This window comes from Citrobacter sp. RHBSTW-00671, from assembly GCF_014103415.1.
Classification (GTDB): Bacteria; Pseudomonadota; Gammaproteobacteria; order Enterobacterales; family Enterobacteriaceae; genus Citrobacter.
Genome location: NZ_JABXPR010000001.1, coordinates 2,642,998 through 2,657,699 on the forward strand (window position 1 = coordinate 2,642,998; position 14,702 = coordinate 2,657,699).

The 14,702-nt window shown below is 52.1% G+C and carries 11 protein-coding genes and 1 pseudogene; 6 read left to right on the forward strand and 6 right to left on the reverse strand.

What is annotated here, in order from left to right:
- Positions 1-4 precede the first annotated feature (4 nt).
- Positions 5-922 carry a LysR substrate-binding domain-containing protein gene (locus HV261_RS12735; RefSeq protein ID WP_202038424.1) on the reverse strand — a complete coding sequence of 306 codons (918 nt, stop codon included), beginning with the start codon at positions 920-922 and terminating at the stop codon, positions 5-7.
- Positions 923-1,047: 125 nt separating this feature from the next.
- On the opposite strand from HV261_RS12735, the gene HV261_RS12740 reads away from it, so the two are divergent.
- Complete coding sequence (locus tag HV261_RS12740) at positions 1,048-2,229, forward strand: MFS transporter (RefSeq protein ID WP_202038425.1); 1,182 nt, start codon at positions 1,048-1,050, stop codon at positions 2,227-2,229.
- A 27-nt stretch (positions 2,230-2,256) separates the two neighbouring features.
- Here the strand turns inward: HV261_RS12740 and HV261_RS12745 are convergent, their stop codons facing one another.
- The 4 genes from HV261_RS12745 to yebS form a co-directional block, all read right to left on the reverse strand.
- Complete coding sequence (locus HV261_RS12745; protein WP_101742234.1) at positions 2,257-2,493, reverse strand: YebV family protein; 237 nt, start codon at positions 2,491-2,493, stop codon at positions 2,257-2,259.
- 100 nt (positions 2,494-2,593) lie between these two features.
- Positions 2,594-4,015, reverse strand: coding sequence for a 16S rRNA (cytosine(1407)-C(5))-methyltransferase RsmF (rsmF, locus tag HV261_RS12750; RefSeq protein WP_326929143.1), 1,422 nt, complete (start codon positions 4,013-4,015; stop codon positions 2,594-2,596).
- A 138-nt stretch (positions 4,016-4,153) separates the two neighbouring features.
- Positions 4,154-6,787, reverse strand: coding sequence for a PqiB family protein (locus HV261_RS12755; protein ID WP_061068062.1), 2,634 nt, complete (start codon positions 6,785-6,787; stop codon positions 4,154-4,156).
- Positions 6,756-8,039: a membrane integrity lipid transport subunit YebS gene (yebS, locus tag HV261_RS12760; RefSeq protein WP_121584744.1), complete on the reverse strand. Its 1,284-nt coding sequence runs from the start codon at positions 8,037-8,039 to the stop codon at positions 6,756-6,758. The genes HV261_RS12755 and yebS overlap by 32 nt, the downstream gene beginning before the upstream one ends.
- Positions 8,040-8,167: 128 nt before the next feature.
- Here yebS and msrC point away from each other — a divergent pair, with 128 nt between their 5' ends.
- The 4 genes from msrC (at position 8,168) to htpX (ending at position 12,590) form a co-directional block, all read left to right on the forward strand.
- On the forward strand, positions 8,168-8,665 hold the full coding sequence (gene msrC, locus HV261_RS12765; RefSeq protein ID WP_048211393.1) for a free L-methionine (R)-S-oxide reductase MsrC: 498 nt from the start codon (positions 8,168-8,170) through the stop codon (positions 8,663-8,665).
- Between the two features lie 96 nt (positions 8,666-8,761).
- Entirely contained in the window at positions 8,762-9,448 is a 687-nt protein-coding gene (gene proQ, locus HV261_RS12770) for an RNA chaperone ProQ (protein WP_137381595.1), read from the forward strand.
- Positions 9,449-9,467: 19 nt separating this feature from the next.
- Complete coding sequence (prc, locus tag HV261_RS12775) at positions 9,468-11,516, forward strand: carboxy terminal-processing peptidase (protein WP_202038427.1); 2,049 nt, start codon at positions 9,468-9,470, stop codon at positions 11,514-11,516.
- Positions 11,517-11,708: 192 nt separating this feature from the next.
- Positions 11,709-12,590 carry a protease HtpX gene (gene htpX / locus HV261_RS12780; RefSeq protein WP_202038428.1) on the forward strand — a complete coding sequence of 294 codons (882 nt, stop codon included), beginning with the start codon at positions 11,709-11,711 and terminating at the stop codon, positions 12,588-12,590.
- A gap of 47 nt (positions 12,591-12,637) precedes the next feature.
- On the opposite strand, the gene HV261_RS12785 is transcribed toward htpX, so the two are convergent.
- Complete coding sequence (locus HV261_RS12785) at positions 12,638-14,011, reverse strand: MFS transporter (protein ID WP_202038429.1); 1,374 nt, start codon at positions 14,009-14,011, stop codon at positions 12,638-12,640.
- Positions 14,012-14,179: 168 nt separating this feature from the next.
- On the opposite strand from HV261_RS12785, the pseudogene HV261_RS27680 reads away from it, so the two are divergent.
- Positions 14,180-14,287: pseudogene (locus HV261_RS27680) on the forward strand (hypothetical protein); the annotation flags it as partial.
- Positions 14,288-14,702 lie beyond the last annotated feature (415 nt).

Here is a 14,702-nt window from a genome sequence, read left to right on the forward strand (position 1 = left end):
GACGTTAACGCGTCACAGTGTGCTCACGAGTGAAGGGCTGAGGCGTTTCAGTGGGCAGTTCAAAAGATTGCAACCAGTGGGTAAATTTTCTTACGGCCTCATCTTGTCTGTCGTTCCACAGCAGAGAATAGGTTCCGCTATCGATAGTCAAATCGCCAAATGGCGCAACCAGCCTTCCTGTTTTCAGGTGTTTTTCACAGAATAAATAGGGCATCACGGCCAAGCCTAAACCATCTTCAGCCGCCTGCATTGCCGCAAACGTATGATCCAGCGTGATAATCTGGTTGCTTTCATGATGATCATTTGGGAAATGGCTATGCCAGCGTTTCCAGAGATCGTTACGCGCACGAATTTGAATTTTTATATGATCGTCCAGTTGACCTGGCGAGATCAGCGGTCGGCTGTGCAGGTACTGCTGGCTGCAAACCAGCAGGCTTGATTCGTGAAGAAATGGCACAGGTTTAAGTCCGGAAAAATGCGCCGGATCCCGGCGAATAGCGATATCAAAGGGAGAGGCAAAGCTAACGGGACCGATGCTGGTGGTGACATCGACGGTGAGTTCAGGGTGGATTTCATTCAGCTCAGCCAGTCTTGGCATTAGCCAGTGCATGGCGAATGTGGGTAAGCACTGGATGGTTAATCTTCCCGAAAAAACGTTAGCGTTGACCTCTTTTTCTGCCTGGGCAAGTTCATCGAGTAACCGTGTTGCGACACGGGAAAAGGTCTCTCCGGCACTCGTCAACCTGACAGATTTGTGTGCACGATAAAACAGTTGTACGCCCAGTTGTTCTTCCAGTGTGCGGATGTGTCGGCTGACTGCTCCTGTGGTGATAAACAGTTCATCAGCAGCCGCACTGAAGCTGCTTCTGCGTGCAGCAGCTTCGAATGCCGGCAAATGGGGGAGCGAGAGTAATCGTGTCATTGGTTGAGTCTAACTCAACCAATGGACGCAATAAAGATCGTTTGTCAGCGTCTCCCCCTTGCTCATAACATGGCCCGCAACGTTCTGATTCACTATTGATATCCACTTTTCTGCAGGCAATTTTAGTGAAAGCATTCAATTTGTTTTGCCTTGGCCGGGCGGGGACATGCCTGGGGACAATGGCTTTTGCTGGTGCACTTCCGGTAATACGCGATGAGTGGCATATCGACGCCGCCGCTGCGGGAACAGTACAGACGGTATTTAGTATTGCAAACGCCTGTGCCTTATTTGCTGCCTCCTGGCTGTGTGACTATCTGGGGGCGCGCAAGGTGTATCTCATTTTCTCGTGGTTAGGTGTGTGCGCTTTATTGCTTTTTGCCTGTGTTGCCCGCTCTTACTCTTCCGCTCTGGTCATGATGGCCTTTGTTGGATTGACCCAGGGTGGGGCCTACACGCCAGCGATGATGTTGGCGATGGGTATGAACAGCGTGTCCAAACGTGGACTTGCCGTTGGGATGATCCTGGCCGCAGGTTCGTTTGGCTACCTGCTGTCAGTATTTATCTCCGCCTGGGGAGCATTGCGCTGGGGAGCGTCCTTTGCGTTCTATTTATGTGCCGCAGGCGCATTGGTTGGCGCGGTATCCGGTTCAGTGGCGCTATCCAGCTATCAGGAAGACAAGCACAGGATGCGGAACCCGGGAGGAGCGGCAAAGAGCCATGCTCTGTCGGCCGGCGCAATACTGCTGATGGTGGGCTATATTGCGCATTGCTGGGAGTTACTGGGGAGCTGGGCATGGACCCCCAGCCTGGTGGCGAATGCGCTGCAAGTCTGGCAGATGGAGCCGATGACTACCGGGTTGATCGTCGCCTGTGCTGTACATTTATCGGGGATGTTCTCGACGCTGATTGTAGGGGCAATCTCCGATTATTTTAATCGCGCATCGGTGTTGATTTTTATGGGCGCTGCCGGCGCGTTGAGTTCACTCCTGATGGGATTATCGGTTTCCTGGGGGGCGGGGTGGACGTTGCTGTTTGCGTTTATGGGGAGTTTTTTCATTCTTGGCGATTCAGGCGTTTTATCTGCCGCGATTGCCGATAATGTGCCTCAGGCAAAGCTGGGGAGTGTGATGGGATTGCGGTCGCTGCTTGGATTTGGCGTAGGGTCTCTTGCACCGTTATCATTTGGTGTGGTGATGGATTCAACGCAAAGCTGGGAACTCGCTTATAGTGTGCTGGCTGCGGGGGGAACCATCGCTTTCTTCTGTGCCTGCGTACTTAGAGTCAATTGTTTTAACGCCAATAAATAACCCGTCTGGCGACGGGTTCTTTTTGAATCAGGCAAAACGCATGACCCAGGCATCTGACTTACGGTCGTAGTGCTCGCGGAATAGAACGGAATGTTCTCCATTGAGAAGGGCCGGGACGCTGGTATCGGCATCCCAGGCGTCCAGTTGCATGCATAAATCCGGATCGGATTTACAAGGAATGGTTAACGTTCGGTCCCCCGGCGATTCGCCATGTAACTCGGCGTCGTCGATTTCAAAAGCGCCAATGCGCACACTGGTTTTCATCATCGTGCTCTCCGTTGATTTGCGGGTTGTGGTACGACCAGTTAAGCCGTCCATTTTTCAGCGTAGTCAACGTGAGCAAAAGCGCCAGTAAAAACGTGCGTTATCCTGTAAAGAGTTTACCATCCCGGACAAGATCGCGTGGATAACTGTTCTTCAACCGTGATCCAATACGTTTTGCCAGTCCAAGCGGCTGACGCTGGAACGTGACCAGTACATCGTCGGCTGTTGGTGAGGTTTGTGGGTAGACATCTCTGCCGCGATACCACTCTTCCGCTTCTTCGAGCGTCAGTTCAAACGCATTGCGATGTTCTGGGTTAGCAAGGGCGATAACCGCCTCATGCTGCCAGCGATAACCCTTATTGTGGGTTTCAGCGAGTTTAATCCCGAGGCGGGAAAAACGAACTTTACCAATCAGCGGTTCAATATCTGTCGGGAATAACCAAATTTCTTTATCACGCTGCCAAAGGCGCAGATTGTCTTGCCACTGCAATCCACAGGCGGTAGCGGCCTGGGTGATTTGTGCGGCTTCCCTGCTTTTCAGCGGGCTGAAGGGGAAATTTCCCACCTTATATTTCGGCGCGGGCAGGGCAGGGATAGGGGCAGTTTTTCGCAAACGCGCGACAAAGAATCCTTCACAGTCATAAATTTGCGGGAAGACGTGCAGGAATCCTTCCGGTGTCAGGGCGCGTCCGGCCTCCGGAAATAAATCACCCAGTGGCAGAAATTCGACGGCGTCCGGGTAAGTCTCTATCAGCCACTGCATGATGGCTTCATTTTCATCACGGTTAAGTGTGCAGGTGGAATAGACCAATGTGCCGCCGGGACGCAGGGCGTGGAAGGCGCTGTCGAGCAGTTCGCGCTGGGTGGCGGCAATGTCCAGATTACTTTCTGGCGACCAGTTTTTCAGCGCATCGGGATCTTTACGCACGACGCCTTCACCGGAACATGGTGCGTCCAGCAAAATGGCATCAAAGGCTTCTGGCAACGCGGCGCCAAACACGCGGCCATCAAAATGAGTGAGTGCGACGTTCGCAATCCCGCAACGACTGATATTGGCATGCAGAACTTTGACGCGGCTGGCAGAAAATTCATTCGCCAGAATTGCACCCTGATTATTCATTTTGGCAGCAATTTGCGTGGTTTTAGAGCCAGGCGCGGCGGCAACATCCATCACCCGCTCCGGGATATTGCCATCGGCAAATAATGCAGCAACAGGCAACATCGAACTGGCTTCCTGAATATAAAACAGGCCGCTTAAATGCTCAGCAGTACTGCCGAGAGGTACAGACTCTTCATCGTTGCGCTCAATCCAAAAGCCTTCAGCACACCAGGGAACCGGAGTGAGTGACCAGCCATAAGGCGCGGTTAAGTCGATAAAATCAGCAACGGAGATTTTCAGCGTATTGATGCGGATACTGCGGCGTAATGGACGCTGGCAGGCTGCGAGAAAATCGTCAAAAGAGAGCGTGGAAGGCATTGCTTCACGCATTTGTGTCAGAAAGGCGTCAGGAAAATAAGCCACTTGGTACCACCGGCAAAAAAACAAGTGCGCAGTGTAGCATATACCCTCAATAATTCGAGTTACAGGGCAACAACGCACCTACGTGAAGTATGACGAGGCTAACCGCTCCAGCGCGAGTACGCCGGAGCGCGGGAAAGATTAGCGTGGCAGGGCGGTTCCCCATTGACGCCATTCTTTCGGTTCACTCTCCAGCAGCAGGAAGTGTTTACCCGCCTGCGCTTTCGGCGCCAGTGGCGTACCAGGTGGGGTGGCAAACGCGATACCACCGCGAATGAACTGATTGAAGGTCCCGGTTTTCACCACGCCGCCGGTGAGGCCGAAGTCGAGATTGTAGCCAGATGCCAGCCAGAACACAGAGTTGTTACGCACCAGGTGCTGATAGCGTTGACTGATGCGCATGGCCACCATCACGCGATCGGACAGTGAACCCAGCGTCAGACCCGTGACGGTCCCCACCTCAATACCTCTGAACAGAACCGGAGTACCGATATTCAGCGAACCAGCTTCTGGCGCTTCTACCACGATACTCAAACCATCAAGGTAACGTGAATCAGTAATTGTCGCTTCCTGCAGTTCAAAATCACGGCGCGGATTACCGCGTCCTGGTTCGACGTTAATATAGGGCTGTAAGATGGTATCCAGATGCTCTACACCTGCCGCTGAAATTTGCGGGGTAATCACCGAGAAACGTGTACCGCTGCGCGCAAAGGTCTGGACATACTCCGGATACAACACCGCTTTGGCCTGAACTTCGTTACGGCTGGTGAGCAGTTCAAGGGTCTGGATCTGACCTATATCGATCCCCAGGTAGCGAATGGGCATGCCTGCGGCGAGTTTCCCGGCGTCAAAGGCGTGCAGCGTAATCTGTCCACCTACCGCGCGTGCAGCGGTTTCTGAGGCGTACAAGATCCGCTTGTCCCCTTTGCGCTGGCTGGCGCTGGCACCGCTCAGGTTATCGAAGCTAATCGCCCCTTTTAGCGCCCGCGACAGGGGAGAGGCCTGTACGGTCAGGCCGCTGCCGTTAAGCTGAACTTTTGCGCCACCTTCAGCCCAGAACACGCTGTTGCTGGTTAGCAGATTGCGGTATTCCGGTTTGATATGCAGATCGATATCAAACGCATCGGCACGAGGGCGTACGCTAATGACTTCACCGACGTCGAATTTACGGTACAGCACCACCGACCCGGCCTGCACATCGGGTAGCGTCTCGGCACTCAGGCTGACGGTGGTGGTGGGCAGATCGCTCAGGCTGTTCTCAATGGCTTTTTCGAGGTTTGCATACAGCGGATAGCTTTTTTTCATTTCACCTTTGGTACCCGGCAAAATGCGAATACCGCCGCTTATCCATTCGCTGGCGCTGGCGCCAAGGAACTCAACGCCATCAATGCCCACTTTGACATCTACTCGACTATTAACCACGAATTTGCTGTCACCTTGCACCAGTGCACGATGCTGCGGTTCGATAGCCACGATAAATGAAACGCCATCGCTTGATAGCTTCCGCTCGATAACCTGACCGACCTGCACGCCATGAAGGATCAGCGGCTGGCCGGCATCGATACCGTAACTTTCCGGGGCGGTCAGCGTAAGCGTCATAACACCGGGATCATGAAGCAGGGACTGTTCACCGGGGATCACCACAAACTGGCTACGTGGTTCGCCTTCGCCGGGCACCAGTTCAAACGTTTTTCCTGTTAACAGCGAGCTCAGGCTCATATCGTTTAATGATAATTTAGGGCTTTGTAACTCAATGCGCGTGCCGTCGCGCAGTAGCGTTACAACGCTGGGGTCGACGGTCATTTCACCGGTGACTTTACCGCCTGGATTCAAATCCAGCCTGGTCAGTTGACCAACCTCCAGGCCCTGATACATCAGCGGGGTTGAACCAGCCTTCAGGCCATCGCCGCTGGGCAGCTCCAGTTTGACGATCACGCCACGTTGGCTGTGGGCGAGATCCTGATATAACCCAAACGTGTCATCGGCGGCGGCAGGTTGTGAATCCTCTGGGGAGTCAAAGGCGATGGCGCCATTGACCAGCGCGGCCAGACTTTCCAGTTTTACTTTTGCGCCGCTCAGGCTGACATCCGCATTCACCCCGGACACATTCCAGAAACGACTGCCTTTTTTCACCAGATTGGTAAAGCGACGCTCAATCAGGACATCGATGGTTACCCCCTGATGATTGGGGTTGATGGTATAGTCATAGACCCGGCCTACCGGGATCTTGCGGAAATAAACCAGTGAACCGCTGTTGAGAGAACCGAGGTCGGATGCTTGCAGATGCAACATCAAATCGCCATTATTCAGCCGATATTTTGGCTGCGTGTCGAGCGCGACGAAATGATCTTCCGGCTCGCCGGTGCCCGGCATCATGCCGATATAGTTCCCGCCAACCAGCGCATCGAGGCCAGAAACCCCCGCCAGTGATGCCTTCGGCGTCACCAGCCAGAATTGCGTGTCTTTGCGCAGGGCATCTTTCATGGTGGACTTGATGCTGACGCGAACTTCAATTTTGCGCAGATCTTTACTCAGGCTGATATCCTGCACGGTGCCAACTTCGACACCCTGATAGCGCACGGGAGTGCGGCCTGGGACAATACCGTCCGCGGACATAAAGTCGATGGTCACGGTATTGCCACGATCTTCATAGCTGCCCCAGATGAGCCATCCTGCAATCATCAGCGCGATGAACGGCAGCAGCCAGAACGGAGAGATACGGCGTTTTGTTTTAATCTGCGCTTCAATCTGCGAAGCGGGCGTTTCCTGACTCATGTGCATCCCAAAGTAAGCGGCTGTCCAGCCATTCCACTGCAAGAATAGTCAATATTACCGCTGCACCGAAATAAAACGCAGCCGGTCCCATAGTAAAAGCAAGTATCTGATCGCGATTTATCAGCGACATGGTTAAGGCGATAACAAACAGGTCCAGCATCGACCAGCGACCAATCCAGGTCACCATACGGAGTAGCAGGATGCGGGTGCGCAACCCTTGTTCACATTTAAACTGGATACTGAACAACAACGTAAACATCACTATCACTTTGGTGAAGGGCACCAGGATACTGGCGATAAAAACAATGGCTGCTACGCCAACGTTGCTGTTCGCCAGGGACATGATGCCGGTCAGAATTGTGTCTTCCTGACGGGCACCGTTAACGTAAATTACCGAGATAGGCAGCAGATTAGCAGGCAGCAACAGGACAATCGAGGCCAGCAGAGCTGCCCAGCACTTTTGGATGCTCTGATTTCTGCGCCAGCGTAATGGAATATGGCAACGGGGACAACGGCCTCGGGCATCAGGATAACCTGTAAAGTGACAGCCGAGGCAAACACGAAGCTGTCCGTCGGGGCGACGTGCGGGCCTTTGTGGATAAAAGCGTTCCCACAATTGCTCAACATTGAGGTGCGACAGCGTCAAAATGCTCAGGATCACCAGTGCGATAAAGGCATAGAGTCCCACTCCAGGCAGCAGAAAAGCATAGTCCTGCACTTTGATCGAGGCGACGCCGATACCAACAAGATAGATATCAAGCATGACCCACTCTTTAAGCCTTTCCAGCATCAATAATACCGGGCGCAGGTTCATACCGAGAATATTGCCAAACCACAGATAAGCGATTGATGACACGAGTATCACGGGAGCGCCAATGACGCAAAACATCACAAAGGATGCTGTCAGCGGATCGCCTTGCCGGGTCATCTGCCAGATGCCCTGTACTACATTCGCGTCAATGCGTATGCCTAATAAATAGATGTGCAGCAGCGGCTCTCCCCATGCAAAGGGCATCAGTAACAGCATGGTGAAAGCCATTGCCGCCAGTCGCGTTAACGACCAGTCACGGCCGTCACGAATTTTGGCCTGACAGCGTGGGCAGAATGCACTTTGGTGCGAACGCATTTTCGGCAAGCTAAACAGCAGGTCACATTCAGGGCATCGTTGGTAATGCGCACGGGGTAGCGCTTCACCAATGGACCTGATCGCTATTTTTTTAGTCGGCGTGATGCGTGGATGAGTAAGGGCCATGTATCGCGAATCAAAGTGTTGAAGTAATGTTATCTTAACCCATGATGGGAATGATCTTGAGCATTTACGCATTTAATGTTTATTTTAGTAGGCTGCAGTTTTAAGTAAGACAACTAAGTGATTACATAATGAACAAAATAGAGCTATACACGGATCTGAACCGTGATTTTCAGGCATTAATGGCAGGTGAAACCAGTTTTCTGGCAACGTTGGCGAATACCAGCGCGTTATTGTACGAACGTCTTGCAGAAGTGAACTGGGCGGGTTTTTACCTGCTTGAGAACACTACGCTGGTGCTCGGTCCCTTCCAGGGGAAAATTGCCTGCGTTCGCATCCCGGTAGGGCGCGGCGTGTGCGGTACTGCGGTGGCGCAGAACCAGGTTCAGCGTATAGAGGACGTGCATGCCTTTGATGGTCACATCGCTTGCGATGCCGCCAGCAATGCGGAAATCGTTCTGCCGATTACGGTTGAGAATCAAATTATCGGCGTGCTGGACATTGATAGCACGGCGTTTGGACGCTTTACTGAAGAAGATGAACAGGGTCTGCGGACGCTTGTGGCACAGCTTGAAACCGTGCTTGCAACGACGGATTACAAAAAATTCTTTGCGACCGTCGCAGGATAATCAACGGATAACGTAGCAATTACTGATGACGTCATTATAATGACGCCTGTTCATGCCTGCGCTTGTTGGCTACGTCCGTTGTAATCAGGAAATTTCATGGAAAATCAACCTAAGTTGAATAGCAGTAAAGAAGTCATCGCGTTTCTGGCCGAACGCTTCCCGCAGTGTTTTAGTGCGGAAGGCGAAGCGCGCCCGCTGAAAATTGGCATTTTTCAGGATTTGGTAGAGCGTGTTGAGGGCGAAATGAACCTCAGTAAAACACAGCTCCGTTCGGCCTTACGTCTCTATACTTCAAGCTGGCGTTATCTGTACGGCGTTAAGCTGGGCGCAACGCGTGTCGACCTCGACGGCAACCCATGTGGTGAGCTGGATGAGCAACACGTTGAACATGCGCGTAAACAGCTTGAAGAAGCTAAAGCCCGCGTTCAGGCGCAACGTGCAGAGCAACAGGCGAAAAAACGCGAAGCGGCGGCTGCTGCTGGTGAAAAAGAAGACGCACCGCGTCGTGAGCGCAAGCCGCGTCCTGCACCGCGTCGTAAAGAAAGTGCTGAGCGTAAACCTCGCGCTGAAAAACCAGTGGCAAAAGCACCGCGTGCTCCTCGTGAAGAACAGCATACCCCAGTATCTGATATTTCAGTGCTGACGGTAGGGCAGTCTCTGAAGGTGAAAGCAGGTAATAATGCGATGGATGCCACCGTATTAGAAATCACCAAAGATGGTGTCCGTGTACAGCTGAATTCGGGTATGTCTTTGATTGTACGCGCAGAACACCTGGTGTTCTGAAACGGAGGCCAGGCCTGGCATGAACACTTTTTTTAGGCTTACTGCGTTAGCTGGTCTGCTTGCATTTGCAGGCCAGGCACTCGCTGTGGAAGACATCACGCGAGCCGATCAAATCCCCGTTTTAAAGGAAGAAACCCAGCATGCGACGGTGAGTGAACGTGTGACATCACGCTTTACGCGTTCACATTATCGCCAGTTCGATCTGGATCAGGCGTTTTCGGCAAAAATTTTTGACCGCTATCTGAATCTGCTCGACTACAGCCATAACGTGCTGTTGGCGAGCGATATCGAGCAGTTTGCCAAAAAGAAAACCGTCCTCGGTGATGAACTGCGTTCGGGCAAGCTCGATGTCTTTTACGATCTCTATAATCTGGCGCAAAAGCGCCGGTTTGAACGCTACCAGTACGCATTAAGCGTACTGGCACGTCCAATGGATTTCACCGGTAACGACAACTTTAACCTCGATCGGAGTAAAGCGCCGTGGCCGAAAAGCGAAGCAGAGCTGAATGCGCTGTGGGACGGCAAGGTTAAATTTGACGAACTCAGCCTGAAGTTGGCTGGTAAAACCGACGCTGAAATCCGTGAAACGCTGACACGTCGTTACAAATTCGCCATCCGCCGTCTGGCGCAGACAAACAGTGAAGATGTGTTCTCACTGGCGATGACCGCGTTTGCACGTGAAATCGATCCACATACTAACTACCTGTCTCCACGTAATACTGAGCAGTTCAATACTGAAATGAGCCTGTCTCTGGAAGGTATTGGCGCGGTTCTGCAAATGGATGATGACTACACCGTCATTAATTCCATGGTTGCAGGTGGCCCGGCAGCGAAGAGCAAAGCGATAAGCGTTGGCGATCGTATTGTTGGCGTCGGTCAGACCGGTAAAGGCATGGTCGATGTGATTGGCTGGCGTCTGGATGATGTTGTCGCGCTGATCAAAGGACCAAAAGGCAGCAAAGTTCGCCTTGAGATCCTGCCTGCGGGTAAGGGCACCAAGACACGTACCGTTACGCTGACGCGTGAGCGTATTCGTCTGGAAGACCGTGCCGTTAAAATGTCGGTGAAAACCGTTGGCAAAGAAAAAGTCGGCGTACTGGATATTCCTGGTTTCTATGTTGGCCTGACGGATGACGTCAAAGTTCAGCTGCAGAAACTGGAAAAACAGAATGTCAGCAGCGTGATTATCGATCTGCGTACCAACGGTGGTGGCGCACTGACCGAAGCGGTCTCGCTTTCCGGTCTGTTTATCCCTTCTGGTCCGGTTGTCCAGGTTCGTGATAACAACGGCAAGGTGCGCGAAGACAGCGATACCGATGGCGTTGTTTACTACAAAGGTCCGCTGGTGGTGCTGGTTGACCGCTTCAGTGCCTCGGCATCAGAGATTTTTGCCGCGGCAATGCAGGATTACGGCCGTGCACTGATTGTTGGTGAACCGACGTTTGGTAAGGGCACCGTACAACAGTATCGCTCCCTGAACCGTATTTACGATCAGATGCTGCGCCCGGAATGGCCGGCACTGGGTTCTGTTCAGTACACCATTCAGAAGTTCTACCGCGTTAATGGTGGCAGTACGCAGCGTAAGGGCGTAACGCCGGACATCATCATGCCGACAGGTAATGAAGAAACCGAAACCGGTGAGAAGTTCGAAGATAACGCGCTGCCGTGGGACAGCATTGATGCTGCAACCTACACCAGGTCCGATAACCTGGCGCCGTTTGGACCGGAATTGCTGAAAGAGCACAATGCACGTATTGCCAACGATCCTGAGTTCCAGTACATCATGAAGGACATTGCGCGTTTCAACGCAATGAAGGATAAGCGCAACATCGCTTCTCTCAATTACGCCCAGCGTGAGAAAGAGAATAACGAAGATGACGCAATGCGTCTGGCGCGTATCAACGATCGGTTTAAGCGAGAAGGTAAACCGCCGCTGAAGAAACTGGACGATCTGCCGAAGGATTATCAGGAACCCGATCCGTACCTGGATGAAACGGTAAAAATTGCGCTCGACCTGGCGCATCTTGAAAAAGAAAAGCCAGCGGAACAGCCCGCGACCAGTCAATAACGTCAAACAGGCACAAGAAATTGTGCCTGTTTTTTTAACAAACGCATGAAGACGTCAGTCTGATACGATAAAATGTAAAGTTGTGTCTTTCTGGTGACTTAGCACCTATGGATGCTTGAAAATAGCCGTAAGACCCATACGATATGGGTAATCGCATAGTGCGTTTTGTTAAATTGAGGTTAAAAGAAAATTATGATGCGAATCGCGCTCTTCCTGCTGACGAACCTGGCTGTGATGGTCGTTTTCGGGCTGGTATTGAGCCTGACAGGGATTCAGTCAAGCAGCGTTCAAGGCTTGTTGATCATGGCACTGCTGTTTGGTTTTGGTGGTTCCTTCATTTCGCTGCTGATGTCCAAATGGATGGCATTAAAGTCCGTTGGCGGAGAAGTTATTGAGCAGCCGCGTAATGAGAGAGAACGCTGGCTGATGAATACGGTAGCGACTCAGGCCCGTCAGGCCGGTATCGCTATGCCGCAGGTTGCCATCTACCATGCGCCTGATATTAACGCGTTTGCTACCGGCGCACGCCGGGATGCTTCGCTGGTAGCGGTCAGTACTGGCCTGCTGCAAAACATGAGCCCGGACGAAGCCGAAGCGGTTATTGCGCATGAAATTAGCCACATTGCCAATGGCGATATGGTGACCATGACCCTCATTCAGGGGGTGGTGAACACCTTCGTTATCTTCATTTCACGTATTCTTGCGCAAATTGCCGCCGGATTTATGGGCGGGAACCGCGATGAGGGCGAGGGCAGCAACGGCAACCCATTAATCTATTTTGCCGTGGCGACGGTGCTGGAGCTGGTGTTCGGCATTCTGGCGAGCATTATTACCATGTGGTTCTCACGCCATCGTGAATTCCATGCGGATGCAGGTTCTGCAAAGCTGGTTGGTCGTGAGAAGATGATTGCCGCATTGCAGCGTCTGAAAACCAGTTATGAGCCGCAGGAAGCGACCAGCATGATGGCGTTCTGCATCAACGGTAAATCCAAATCGTTGAGTGAGCTGTTTATGACTCACCCACCGTTGGATAAACGTATTGAAGCGCTGCGCAGTGGTGAATACCTGAAGTAATCCGTGGTAAACGAAAAAGAGAAAGCGCGTCGAGAGACGCGCTTTTTTTATGCTTTGATCCGGGGCTGGGTAATGCGTAATCCGCTAACGATTGCCGCAACCGTTGCCAGAATGCCCGCAGTAATCAACGAGACGTGTGTTCCGCTGTCACCAAACTGATTGAGCATTAACGCCACCAGCGCCGCGCCGGTACTTTGCCCTAATAAACGCGCAGTCCCCAGCATCCCGCTCGCCCCGCCGCTGCGTTCACGCGGTGCGGAGGTGATGATGGTGTGGTTATTCGGTGACTGGAACAAGCCAAAACCCGCACCGCATAAAATCATCGGCCAGATGATATTAAAATCGGAGGGCGCAGAGGGGAGTAACACCAGTGCAAATAACCCGCTTGCCATGACGGCCATACCCAGCGCACCTAAAAGACCCGCATGAACGCGTTCAATCAGATAACCAGCCAGCGGTGCCATCACCATGGTGGCCAGTGGCCATGGGGTCAGTAGTAGTCCTGTTTCAACTTCGCTACGACCCAGTACGGTTTGCAAAAAGAAGGGCAGGGAAACCATCGCCAGCATTTGTGCACTAAATGAACAGATTGACGTGCAGATTGAGAGCGAAAACAGCGGAATGCGCAGCAGGTCAACCGGTAGTAATGGTACTGGCAGTGCGAGCTGACGGCGGATAAAGAAGAAACCGACCACGATGAGACCTACGAGCTCAGCACCAATTAACTTAAGCGATTGCCCTTGTGCAAAACCGCTAAGTGCGGTGATTAGCAAACCGAAGGTTAGCGCATTCATCACCGCGCTGGGTAGATCAAAACGTGGCTTATTGCTACGCGGTGTATTAGGTGGCAGGAAGCGCATGGCCAGCAGCAGCGCGATAATCCCCAGCGGGACGTTAATCAGAAACAACCATTTCCACGAGGCAATCGAGAGGATCGCTGCTGCAATAGTCGGGCCTGCTGCTGAGGAAACCGCCACGATAAAGGAGTTGATCCCCATGCCTCGCCCAAGCTGGCGCTGCGGATAAATCAGGCGAATGAGTGCGGTATTCACGCTCATCAAGGCCGCGCCGCCGAAACCCTGAGCCACTCGCGCCAGTGTGAGCATGTGCAGCGAATCGGAGAGGGCACAGAAGAGTGATGCGAGCAGAAATACCACCAGTCCGCACTTGTATATGCGTCGGTAGCCAAACATATCACCCAAAAATGAGAGAGACAGGAGTGATACGACAATCGCGATTTGGTAGGCGTTAACGACCCAGATTGAGCTGGCTGCGGAGGCCTGAAGATCGGTGGCAATCGTCGGCAGGGCAACGTTAGCAATTGCGCCGTCCAGTACTGCCATAGAGATGCCAATAACAATGGTTAAAATTGCACCATATCGCTGGGGCAATGGCAGGCCATCGGCCTGAATTTTTTCCATAGGAAGTCAATTTTGTCGGAAATTATGATGAGAATAATAATTTTAGCATTGATATTCAGGCGTTAGGTCGCAGATTTGTAACTAAGTGAGCAAAGACAGATTGCGACGGCTGGTACGTGAAATTATAATAAAAACCGGTTCTGATTTTTATAAAACACTCGCAATGAGGTGCTAAATAGCCATCGCGCTCAGGGTAAACAACCCGATTCTCTATCTTCCGTGCTGAAGGTTTTTGGCATCCTGCGGACGCAGGGTGAAGAGTGCGAAATGGGTATTCTTCCATGTGATAAAGAATAAACGCTCCTAAGCCGAAGATGTTACCAAAGAGGGATTGCTTTGTGCTCCGATAGGTGCGATATATCCACGGAAGTGGTTGTAGTTGCAGGCTCAGGTTACCAGTATGAAGCCTTGTGACATTCCTGATGGGTGTATGCCGTACATGTATAAAAAGAAAACCTCCTTGACCTCAGTTTCAACGCTGGAGTATTAGAGGTTTTTTCACATCTGCTCTCTGGTTAAATTTCTCTCTTAACCAGACAATACGATGATCGATGGATCGAGTGCTGGCGATGTTCTGCACCAACTTTGGAAGAATGAACGTGAGTCAGCCAGCGTTCGATTTCGCCTTTGTGTCAAATACACCATTAATGAAGACGGTCAGTCCTTCCTGTATCGCGTAGCCGTATTTCCC

What these genes read in the sequence shown, in the direction of transcription:
- HV261_RS12785 (WP_202038429.1), bottom strand. Translation starts at nt 14,011, where the DNA reads ATGGAAAAAATTCAGGCCGATGGCCTGCCATTGCCCCAGCGATATGGT.
- yebS (WP_121584744.1), bottom strand. Translation starts at nt 8,039, where the DNA reads ATGGCCCTTACTCATCCACGCATCACGCCGACTAAAAAAATAGCGATC.
- HV261_RS12755 (WP_061068062.1), bottom strand. Translation starts at nt 6,787, where the DNA reads ATGAGTCAGGAAACGCCCGCTTCGCAGATTGAAGCGCAGATTAAAACA.
- HV261_RS12745 (WP_101742234.1), bottom strand. Translation starts at nt 2,493, where the DNA reads ATGAAAACCAGTGTGCGCATTGGCGCTTTTGAAATCGACGACGCCGAG.
- htpX (WP_202038428.1), top strand. Translation starts at nt 11,709, where the DNA reads ATGATGCGAATCGCGCTCTTCCTGCTGACGAACCTGGCTGTGATGGTC.
- proQ (WP_137381595.1), top strand. Translation starts at nt 8,762, where the DNA reads ATGGAAAATCAACCTAAGTTGAATAGCAGTAAAGAAGTCATCGCGTTT.
- prc (WP_202038427.1), top strand. Translation starts at nt 9,468, where the DNA reads ATGAACACTTTTTTTAGGCTTACTGCGTTAGCTGGTCTGCTTGCATTT.
- msrC (WP_048211393.1), top strand. Translation starts at nt 8,168, where the DNA reads ATGAACAAAATAGAGCTATACACGGATCTGAACCGTGATTTTCAGGCA.
- HV261_RS12735 (WP_202038424.1), bottom strand. Translation starts at nt 922, where the DNA reads ATGACACGATTACTCTCGCTCCCCCATTTGCCGGCATTCGAAGCTGCT.